This window comes from Streptomyces sp. NPDC054956 (assembly GCF_053609185.1).
Genome location: NZ_JBSGXB010000014.1, coordinates 17,147 through 26,049, shown reverse-complemented (window position 1 = coordinate 26,049; position 8,903 = coordinate 17,147). Strand labels below are relative to the sequence as shown.

Below are 8,903 nucleotides of genomic sequence, written 5' to 3'. Positions count from 1 at the left end.
GGCCACCCTCGTGGACTGGCCGACCTGCGTCATGGCCGAGATGTGGGAGCGTTACAGCTTCTACGGCATGAGGCGCAGCTCGTGCTCCCAGGGCGGGCTCGCCATCAACGGGGCGACTGCAACGCGATGGTCCACCTACTCGCCCCGACCATCCTGTGCATCGCTCCGGCGGAACCTCGACACAAGGGGGAGCAGCCGAACCTGAACGACCGTTTCCACCGTGGACGTCACCCCCGACAACATCTCCGGCCATGGGCATCACCGACATCCGGAGCGTCGACACCAACGGAGCCAACAGCTCACCCAGGGGATTGCCGCCCCACCCCAAGAGGCAACGACGGCGGCTGAAGCACGTCCAAGGCCTTGAGGCGAGCCCAGGCCCAAGCACTCGGCGTGAAGGCGGCAGAGAACACCTCTCGCCACACGCTCGCCACGCCGATCCGAGGCACGCGAGGCGACCGAAGGAGCCTTTTCGCAGGTCAGAACGCTCTCCTGACCTGTCGTGGTGGGGCGGGTGGGACTCGAACCCATTGGCGTGACGCGTCTCACCTGCGATTTTCTTAGAAAGGCGGACCGTTGCCCAGGATGTGATCCTGCCGAATCCTGTCCCACGCTCCTCAACCGACGGTGGTGCAGCGATCGCCGCACCGCCGGTGCTGGGAAATCAGCGGTTGAGTGCAACCCGGCCCCGGACGCGAAGGGCATCCACCCCCTCCCACCCGGGGCGGCGGACCGACCGGAAGGTGCGACGATCCTCGCGCCGACCTCCCGTCACCGCATGTGATGAAGCTCGACGAGCTCGCCACCGCGCGGAGGCCGTCCGCGAGCTCGATGTCTCCCTGAGGATCTCGTCGGCGATCTTGGGGTCAACGCTGCTGGGGTCATCAGGTGCGCAGTCGACTGTTGGGGCCGTCCTGATCGCCGGCACCCTCGTCGTTGAACCAGTAGTCACCGGCCGCCAGATACCGGAAGGAATGCGCGCTCCCGCTCGGCAGCTCGACCGTGACGGCCCGCTTCCCGTCTTTGCGCGGCCGCAGGGCGTGGGCACCGGGCTGCCGGCCGTTGAAGTCGCCCACCACGCCGACCGGGCCGGGTGGGGTGTCGGCGGGCAGGACGAAGGTGACCTCCGGGGCCGGACGTCACCCACATGCCTCGCTCCGTAGTCGAGATGATGCGGATCGTCACTGTGCGTGTCAGCGTGGTCCGGGAGGAATCCGTACCCCACCCCACACGTCAAGAGGAGTCGCCGTCATGGACGGTAGGCAGGACAAGGGCAAGGAGCCGGGCAAGGGCCGCGAGGCGCAGGAGCACCATCGTCCCGGAGACCCCGCGCGCACCCAGCCGGGCAAGCCGTCCCGCGAGCGGGGACAGAAGCCCGGCGAGAAGGAGACCTCACGGCGCCGCGAGGACGATCTGCTGCGCGAAGAGGACCTGCACGACGAGACGTTCTGACCAGAGCACCACGCGCCCCCACGCCCAGAGCCCGGCCGGTCCCCAGTCACCCCGGCCGGGCTCTGTCACGTCCCGCCCGGTCGCGGGGGTGTCAGTGCTGGACCCGGGCGATGAGCAGGGCGACGTCGTCGTGGTCGCCGGGGTGGCGCAGTGCGTGGAGGAGCATGTCGCAGGTCTCCTCCAGGGTTCGGGGCGGCTTTTCGAGGAGGGCGAGGAGGGCGTTCAGGCATTCGTCGATGGCCTGGTCGCGGGTTTCGACCAGGCCATCGGTATAGAGGACCAGTTGGTCGCCGCGGTACAGGTCGAACGTGGTGGTGTGGAAGAGGACGTCGCCGACGCCGAGAGGGACTCCGGTGGGTAGTTCCAATAGTTCGGGTGGTCGTCCGGGACGCATCAACACAGGTGGCAGGTGCCCCGCGTTGGAGATGAGGCATCGGGTGTGGTGGGGGTCGTAGACGGCGTAGACGCAGGTCGTGATGGTCTGCCCCATGGGGTCGGCCAGGCGGTCGAGGTGACGCAGTACCTGGGCGGGGTCGAGGTCGAGGTCGGCAAGTGTGCGGGTGGCGGTGCGGAGCTGACCCATCGTCGCGGCGGCGCTGATGCCGCTGCCCATGACGTCGCCGACGACGAGGGCGGTCTTGTCGCCCGTCAGGGGAATGACGTCGAACCAGTCGCCGCCGACCTCGTCCGCCGCTTGGGCGGGCTGATAGCGGTAGGCGATCTCCAGGCCGGGCGGGTCCGGTGGTTCCTGAGGGAGGAGGCTGCGCTGGAGGGTGAGGGCGGTGTTGCGTGCCTGCCGGTACCAGCGGGCGTTGTCGATGCACACGGCTGCGCGCGCGGCCAGCTCGCCGGCCAGGACCTCGTCGTCGGCGGTGAACGGTTCCGGATTGCGCAGGCGCTTGAGGTCGAGGGCGCCGAGGACTTCGCCGCGGGCGATCAGCGGCACGGCCAGGTAGGAGTGGAGTCCCGCGGCGGCCAGCATGCCGACGGCTTCGGGGCTGCGGGCGATGCGGATCAGGGCATCGGCGTCCACGTGGGGCACGCGGACCGGGCGGCCGGTGTTCACGCACTGGGTGACCAGCCGGTCGGCGTCGTAGCGCGCCACCTCGCCCGGCGGGTCAGCCGCACCCACCGCCTCGCTGGGGTGCGCGGCAGCCACGGCCAGGGCCCTGAATACCGCTGACCCTTCGTGTACGGCAGCGGCCGCGCGGCTGTGCAGGATGCTGTCGAGCACGTCCACCGCGGCCACGTCGGCCAGTTCCGGCACGGAGACCTCGGCGAGTTCGCGGGCGGTCTGGTCGAGGTCGAGCGTGGTCCCGATGCGCAGGGAGGCGTCGGCCACCAGGGCGAGGCGCTGCCGGGCCCTGGCGGCCTCGGCCGTGGCACGATGCCGCTCGCTCACGTCGACGACGGAGGTCGCGACCCCGAGCACCCTCCCGTTGGAAGCCTCCAGCCGGTAGAAGGACACCGACCACACGTGCTCACGGTCCGGATCGGCCGGGGTGCGCCCCGTGGACTCTCGGTCGAGGATCGGGATTCCGGTGGCCAGGACCTCACGCATCGCGGACTCGATGGCCCCGGTGTCCAGAAAGGGCAGTGCCTCGCGGATGTTGCGGCCGACGTGCTCGGCAGCCGGCAGACCGTTGATGCGTTCCAGCGCCGGATTGACGGTCACGTACCGCAGATCGGTGTCCACCATCGCCAGCCCGATCGGGGACTGCGAAATCAGCCGGGTGGACAGCGCCAGATCCCGCTCCACCTGCCGCAACGTCGCCTGGTCGGTGGCCAGGCCCAGGGCATAGACGCCCTTCCGGCCGTCCTCCAGCCGCATGTTCCGGAACTCCACCAGCCGCGTGGCGCCGTCCTTGTGCCGCACGGGGAACACGCCCGCCCAGCTTCCCCCGCCCGCCATGACCCGCGCGAACAGGTCGACCACCAGCTCCAGGTGCTGCTCGTGGACCAGCAGCCGGCCCGCGAACCGGCCGAGGGCCTCATCCGCGGTGTATCCGAACAGTTCCTCGGCCTGCGGACTCCACAGCGTGATCCGCCCCTCCGCGTCGAGCACCACGGCGGCGACCTTCAGGACGTCCAGCAGACCCCCCGGCTCAGGTGAACCACCGTCCGAGGGCCGGCCGGGGTGGGCCGGGAAGGATTCGGCAGCTCGCATCCCATGGCTCCTTCCACGCCCGTCACCGCTGGTGACCAGTACTCTCCTCGTCAGCGGAGTCGATGGGTGCCGGAGCGGCACCAGGAAGAGCAGCCCGTCGGCGACGGCGCCGATGACCGTACGGACCCGCTGGCTGCCGCACTCCCAGCCTGCCCCCGGCTGCCGGTCGACACCAGCCCAGGGACGTCGGCTTCCTGGCCCCAGTTCGCCATCGGACCGGAAAATACCTGGTCAGAACCGGCTTCCGGGGCCGTGGACCGGAGTACGGTGGAGGGACCGGGAGTATTTCGTGCGTCTGCTTCCACGCGGACGCCGTTTCCGGCGATCACTGCACCGGGCCGTACGCGAACAGCCCGGGGACGGGTCCGCGCCATGACTGCGACCATTGACCGCGCGGCGTCCCGCGTCCAGGCTCCCGCTCTTTCGGCACGCCTGTCGCTCACGCCCAAGACCACGCTCGCAGGCCGGCTGGACGGTGCCTGGTGGCCACGCTCCCGTGACCTCACCGCCGAGCTTCCGTTGCTGGCCGGCGCGTTGGAGGAGCCCTGGGGGCGTGTCACCCGTGTCACGGTGAACCCCACCCGCTGGCCTCTCGTCCCGCACACGGTGCCTGCCGGCGGCCACACCCTGCACGTGGGCTGGTTCACCGAACAGCACCCCGACACGCTGATCCTGCTCTCCTACACCGTCGGCCGCTGGGACCTGCTGGTGATCCCGCCCGAGACCGAGCCCGCTGCCGCGGCCCGGCTGATGGCCGCCGCCGCGATCCCGGGCAGCGTCCTCACCGCCGGCGACCTGATGGCCAACGAAGCCGGCATCGGCCGTGGCCTACGGGACTCGCGAAGCCGCGTGGACGACTGGGAGGCCGAAGGCGGGGCGTGCATGTCGCCCTTCGGGAACCTGCTCGGGTCACGGGCTCTGCCCCTGCCCGGGAGCACATGGAGGTGAGGAGCGTGGAGACCGTCGTCCTCATCGCAGCGGTCATCCTCATGACCGGTATCGGAATGCGCCTGATCCACCTGCTCGACGCACAGCAAGACGCGCGGATCACCGCCTACCTCTTCAGCGACCCCCTGCCCCGGCTTCGGCCCTGGTGACCGGCCGGCCCAGCGGGTGGACGCCCGCGCCCACCCGCCGACTCTTCTCTGCCCGCTCCGAAGGGAGCACGCCAACGTGAAGCACATCGAGACCCGGATACTGCCGTCGCTCGGACAAGCCCGAGCCGAGGTGCGGATCATCGCGCACACCCCCGAAGCCGCCCGAGCCGTCGCGGAGGTGCTTCGTCACTGCTTCGACGGCGCGGAACAGCGCAGCTACCCCGGTCTCGACGGCGACACCCGCCTCCACCTCACCGTGGACACGGCGACACCGGCCGGCCCCGCCCGTTCCTGGCTGGCCGCCAGCAGAACCCCCGTCGGCGCCGGCACCCACTCCGACGAGACCTGAGAGCCAGGGCCCGGAAGCCCACCCACCCCGCACACGAGAGGACGCGGTCATGGCCACCCTGCACGAACGCAAGACCTACCGCGATCAGGTGCTCCGGGTCCTGTACGAAGCCGTCGAAGGCAATCGTCTTCTGGGGATCACCGGAGCCCAGCTCCGGCACGACCTCCACGTGCCGGAGCAGGACCTGGCCGCCGCCTGCACCTACCTGGCGGGCGAGGGCTTGATCACGGTCGACTGGGAGCCGGGCAACACCCCGGCGATGGTCACCCTCACCCACGAAGGAATCCGGCGCATGGAGGCCGAGGAGGAAGAACGCGGCTGAGCGGTCCTGCCACGCCACGGCCACCGGCCGGGCGGCCGGGCGGACTTGGCGCGCTACAGGACGACCGGGCGCCCGAGGCCCGGAGTCATGGCGTCGCCTGGTACTGGTGGCCGACCTCGCGTACGAGGTCCAGCCCGAGGACGCGGTCGAGAAAGGCGAACGTCTCGAACTTGGCACCGGCCGGCACCTCGGCCCGTGTCGCCATCCCGGACAGCATGTCCAGGACGGCGAGGACGCCGAGATCGTCGGCGATCGCGGCCTGAGCCTGCCGCAGCTCGTCGGCAGGAATCGGCCTGGACGGCTGCTGCGCCCAGTCGGCCACCCGCTGCCGCCAGTGCGTCAGCGTCCGCCGGGCCTCGTCGAGCGCGGAGCCGGTGACCGTGACCGGCATGCCATGGGCATGGCCGAGCAACAGCATCCTCACAGCCAGCGGATCGGTCCCCGCCGGGGCGAATCCTTCCGGGGGCGGCGGGCCGACCTGGCCCACCTCGACCCGGACTCCGCCGACCGCGTCCGGCAGGACGGCTCCGTACGCGAGGACGTGCACGTCGGCGGCCGCGCAGAACGTCTCGGTCAGCTGGTGGACACCCATGGTGCCGGGCGGGTGGATGCCGAGAGCAGCCATGGCTCGATCGAGCGCCTGGGTCTGCTCATGCGGCAGGTCCGGCGTGGTGAGGGCCGTGAGGGACTGCAGTCCCTGCAACTCCGCGGCGCGCGCGAGCACGTCGCCGACCAGAGGCGCCCGCAGATGCGCCAAACCGATCCCCGTGTCGATGACCGGCACGTGGACGCAGATGCGCAGCAGGTGCCGGTGGGCGGAAGGAATCTCCACGAACCGGCCGGTGCGGGTGTCGGCGATACGCAGCATGGTGCGGAGGCTAGTCCTGGAAACCTCCGGTACCGGGGAGGACTTGCCAGGACACCAACGTTGCGAAGTCCGACCCGCATCCTTGATGTGCGCCACGCCGACAAGCCTGCGAGGGCCCGGCGCAGCGAAGGAAACGTTTCGGCAGGTCAGAAGGATTCTTCTGACCTGCCGTGGTGGGGCGGGTGGGACTCGAACCCACGGCCGACGGATTATGAGTCCGCTGCTCTAACCGGCTGAGCTACCGCCCCTTCACGGCGTGGCGCGTACATGTGTGCGCGCCGTCTGCCGCAGCATAGCCGCTCATACGATCTCCTGCCTCGGATGCCTCGCATGATCGGCTTCGCCTGCCCAGAGAGACCGCGTCGGGCGCTGCCCGGTTCCGCACGCAGGGCAATAAAAAGAAAAAGGACCCACCCGGGGTCCTCGTTCTCTCTTGCTCCCCCGACTGGACTCGAACCAGTAACCTGCCGATTAACAGTCGGCTGCTCTGCCAATTGAGCTACAGGGGACCGCGCTCCCCCGACTGGACTCGAACCAGTAACCTGCCGATTAACAGTCGGCTGCTCTGCCAATTGAGCTACAGGGGATTGCTGCGTTGCACCGAACAGCCCACCTCCGGCCTGGCCGGGGGGCGAGTGCCCGTTGCGAGTCATAGATTAGCGCAAGCAGGGGGGTGCTCCGCCAATCGGTATCGCCAGCAGGCCGGGCACCACACGACGAAGGGTGGCAGGCATGCGGTACAAGGTCACGTTCGCGGTCGGACTGGCCCTCGGGTACGTGCTCGGGACCCGGGCCGGGCGCGAGCGATATGAACAGTTGAAGAAGTCCGCGCGCGAGCTCGCGCAGAACCCGGTGGTGCGCAACGCCGCCGAAAGCGCCGGTCAGAGCGGGCGCGAGTTCGCGGGCAAGGCCTTCGCCGCGGTGAGCGACAGGGTCGGCGACTCCGTGCCGGACGCCCTCGCTGGGCGGGTACGGGGCCTGCGCGCCCGGGTCTCCGGCAACGGTCAGGTCGACGACGACTGGGGCACCAGCAACACCTGACCGGTTCGCGGGGCGCCGTACCGGCCGGTTCTCCCCGGGTCCTCCCCCGGTACTCCCGAGGGCCGCGCGCCGGCCACGCAAGGTCTCCGCGCGGTCCGGGGCGGAGGAGATCGTCCCGGCGTGCGGCAGAATTCTCCGCATGGGGATAGTCGCCGGGCTGGACAGCTCTTCCGCGTTCACACGCATCGTCGTCTGTGACACCGAGACGGGCGCCGTGCTGCGCCAGGGGTACGCCCCCCATCCGCAGCCCGCCGGCGAGGCCCTGCCTCACGAAACCGATCCGCAGGCCTGGCTGCTCTCGCTCGGCGAGGCCGCCGGCGGAGGGCTCCTCGAAGGGGTCCAGGCCATCGGCGTCTCCGCCCAGCAGCACGGACTGCTGCCGCTGGACGCGCAGGGCGGCCTCGTCCGCCCCGCCCTGGTCGGCAACGACAAGCGCGGCCAGGTCGCCGCGGCGGACCTGATCGAGTCCTTCGGCGGCCGGCAGGCCTGGGTCGAGGCCGTGGGCTCTGTCCCCCATTCGGCGCAGCCGCTGGCGAAGCTCGCCTGGCTGGCCCGCAACGAGCCCGAGGCGGCCCGGCGGATCGCCGTCCTGATGTCCCCGCACGACTGGCTCGTCTGGCAGCTCCTGGGCCGCCCGGCGCGGCGGACCACCGACCGGGGCGGCGCCTCCGGCACCGGGTACTGGTCGGCGGCCACCGGAAACTACCGCCCCGACCTGGTCGAGCTCGCGCTCGGGCACCGGGCGCTGCTGCCCGAGGTGCTCGGCCCCGCCGACGCCGCCGGGACCACGCCCGAGGGGCTGCTGATCTCCGCCGGGACCGGCGAGACCATGGCCGCCGCGCTCGGGCTGGGCATGGGCCCCGGCGACGCGGTGGTCTCCCTCGGCGCTTCCGGGTCGGTGATGGCGGTGCACCACGAGGCGCTGTCGGAGCCGGGCGGCCTGATCACCTCGCTGGCCGACGCCTCCGGGATGCACCTGCCGGTGGTGAACACCCTGAACGCCGTACGGGCCCTGCGCGGCACCGCCGAGCTGCTGGGCACCGATCTGGAGGGGCTGAGCGCGCTCGCCCTGAAGTCGACCCCGGGCGCCCACGGACTCGTACTCCTGCCGTACCTGGAGGGCGAGCGGACGCCGAACCTGCCGCACACCGCCGGCACCCTGGCGGGGCTGCGCCGGGACTCCATGAAGCCGGAGCACCTGGCGCGGGCCGCCTTCGAGGGCATGCTCTGCGGGCTGGTGGACGCCCTCGACGTGCTGCGCAGCCGCGGTGTGGAGATCCGCCGGGTGTTCCTGCTGGGCGCGGCGGCCGAGCTGCCCGCCGTGCAGGCCTTCGCTCCCGGACTCTTCGGCACGCAGGTCGTCGTACCGGCTCCGGCGGACTACGCGGCGCTGGGCGCGGCCCGGCAGGCGGCGTGGGCGCTCGGTGTGGCGCAGGGCACGCTGGCCCCGCACACCCCGCCGGTGTGGCCGGCTCAGGCGGCGCAGGTCTTCGAGCCGGACGAGGAGTACCCGGCCTGGCAGGGCGTGCGCCAGCAGTACATCGCGACGCGGGAACAGATCCACCCGGGGGCGTTCCAGCCCGGGGCGTAGGTCCCGGACCGACCCG

At 71.1% G+C, this 8,903-nt stretch carries 10 protein-coding genes and 3 tRNA genes; 7 read left to right on the top strand and 6 right to left on the bottom strand.

Features of this window, described 5'->3' with window-relative positions:
• Positions 1 to 884: 884 nt before the first annotated feature.
• The gene (locus tag ACWGDE_RS04955) at positions 885 to 1,076 is read right to left on the bottom strand and encodes a hypothetical protein (RefSeq protein WP_453387563.1); all 192 of its coding nucleotides are present in this window, start codon (positions 1,074 to 1,076) and stop codon (positions 885 to 887) included.
• 175 nt (positions 1,077 to 1,251) lie between these two features.
• Here ACWGDE_RS04955 and ACWGDE_RS04950 point away from each other — a divergent pair, with 175 nt between their 5' ends.
• A complete protein-coding gene (locus ACWGDE_RS04950) occupies positions 1,252 to 1,452 on the top strand; it encodes a hypothetical protein (protein ID WP_453387562.1) in 201 nt (66 codons plus the stop codon).
• Positions 1,453 to 1,543: 91 nt separating this feature from the next.
• Here ACWGDE_RS04950 and ACWGDE_RS04945 read toward each other — a convergent pair whose 3' ends face one another.
• Positions 1,544 to 3,619, bottom strand: coding sequence for a SpoIIE family protein phosphatase (locus tag ACWGDE_RS04945; RefSeq protein ID WP_453387561.1), 2,076 nt, complete (start codon positions 3,617 to 3,619; stop codon positions 1,544 to 1,546).
• 372 nt (positions 3,620 to 3,991) lie between these two features.
• On the opposite strand from ACWGDE_RS04945, the gene ACWGDE_RS04940 reads away from it, so the two are divergent.
• The 4 genes from ACWGDE_RS04940 (at position 3,992) to ACWGDE_RS04925 (ending at position 5,387) form a co-directional block, all read left to right on the top strand.
• Positions 3,992 to 4,567 (top strand): DUF5994 family protein, encoded by a 576-nt coding sequence (locus ACWGDE_RS04940; RefSeq protein WP_453387560.1) that lies wholly within the window; start codon positions 3,992 to 3,994, stop codon positions 4,565 to 4,567.
• Between the two features lie 5 nt (positions 4,568 to 4,572).
• Positions 4,573 to 4,716, top strand: coding sequence for a hypothetical protein (locus tag ACWGDE_RS04935; RefSeq protein ID WP_453387559.1), 144 nt, complete (start codon positions 4,573 to 4,575; stop codon positions 4,714 to 4,716).
• Between the two features lie 76 nt (positions 4,717 to 4,792).
• On the top strand, positions 4,793 to 5,065 hold the full coding sequence (locus tag ACWGDE_RS04930) for a hypothetical protein (protein ID WP_453387558.1): 273 nt from the start codon (positions 4,793 to 4,795) through the stop codon (positions 5,063 to 5,065).
• A 49-nt stretch (positions 5,066 to 5,114) separates the two neighbouring features.
• Positions 5,115 to 5,387, top strand: coding sequence for a hypothetical protein (locus ACWGDE_RS04925; protein WP_254381625.1), 273 nt, complete (start codon positions 5,115 to 5,117; stop codon positions 5,385 to 5,387).
• An 85-nt stretch (positions 5,388 to 5,472) separates the two neighbouring features.
• On the opposite strand, the gene ACWGDE_RS04920 is transcribed toward ACWGDE_RS04925, so the two are convergent.
• The 4 genes from ACWGDE_RS04920 to ACWGDE_RS04905 all read right to left on the bottom strand — a co-directional run bounded on the left by ACWGDE_RS04920 (position 5,473) and on the right by ACWGDE_RS04905 (position 6,842).
• Positions 5,473 to 6,255: a hypothetical protein gene (locus ACWGDE_RS04920; protein ID WP_453387557.1), complete on the bottom strand. Its 783-nt coding sequence runs from the start codon at positions 6,253 to 6,255 to the stop codon at positions 5,473 to 5,475.
• A gap of 171 nt (positions 6,256 to 6,426) precedes the next feature.
• Positions 6,427 to 6,503 (bottom strand) — tRNA-Ile (locus tag ACWGDE_RS04915).
• Positions 6,504 to 6,691: 188 nt separating this feature from the next.
• A tRNA-Asn gene (locus tag ACWGDE_RS04910) sits at positions 6,692 to 6,764 on the bottom strand.
• A 5-nt stretch (positions 6,765 to 6,769) separates the two neighbouring features.
• A tRNA-Asn gene (locus tag ACWGDE_RS04905) sits at positions 6,770 to 6,842 on the bottom strand.
• A gap of 145 nt (positions 6,843 to 6,987) precedes the next feature.
• Here ACWGDE_RS04905 and ACWGDE_RS04900 point away from each other — a divergent pair.
• Both ACWGDE_RS04900 and ACWGDE_RS04895 read left to right on the top strand, forming a co-directional pair.
• The gene (locus ACWGDE_RS04900; RefSeq protein WP_453387556.1) at positions 6,988 to 7,296 is read left to right on the top strand and encodes a YtxH domain-containing protein; all 309 of its coding nucleotides are present in this window, start codon (positions 6,988 to 6,990) and stop codon (positions 7,294 to 7,296) included.
• Positions 7,297 to 7,435: 139 nt separating this feature from the next.
• Positions 7,436 to 8,887, top strand: coding sequence for an FGGY family carbohydrate kinase (locus ACWGDE_RS04895; protein WP_453387555.1), 1,452 nt, complete (start codon positions 7,436 to 7,438; stop codon positions 8,885 to 8,887).
• Positions 8,888 to 8,903 lie beyond the last annotated feature (16 nt).

What these genes read in the sequence shown, in the direction of transcription:
- ACWGDE_RS04940 (WP_453387560.1), top strand. Translation starts at nt 3,992, where the DNA reads ATGACTGCGACCATTGACCGCGCGGCGTCCCGCGTCCAGGCTCCCGCT.
- ACWGDE_RS04895 (WP_453387555.1), top strand. Translation starts at nt 7,436, where the DNA reads ATGGGGATAGTCGCCGGGCTGGACAGCTCTTCCGCGTTCACACGCATC.
- ACWGDE_RS04950 (WP_453387562.1), top strand. Translation starts at nt 1,252, where the DNA reads ATGGACGGTAGGCAGGACAAGGGCAAGGAGCCGGGCAAGGGCCGCGAG.
- ACWGDE_RS04945 (WP_453387561.1), bottom strand. Translation starts at nt 3,619, where the DNA reads ATGCGAGCTGCCGAATCCTTCCCGGCCCACCCCGGCCGGCCCTCGGAC.
- ACWGDE_RS04920 (WP_453387557.1), bottom strand. Translation starts at nt 6,255, where the DNA reads ATGCTGCGTATCGCCGACACCCGCACCGGCCGGTTCGTGGAGATTCCT.
- ACWGDE_RS04900 (WP_453387556.1), top strand. Translation starts at nt 6,988, where the DNA reads ATGCGGTACAAGGTCACGTTCGCGGTCGGACTGGCCCTCGGGTACGTG.
- ACWGDE_RS04925 (WP_254381625.1), top strand. Translation starts at nt 5,115, where the DNA reads ATGGCCACCCTGCACGAACGCAAGACCTACCGCGATCAGGTGCTCCGG.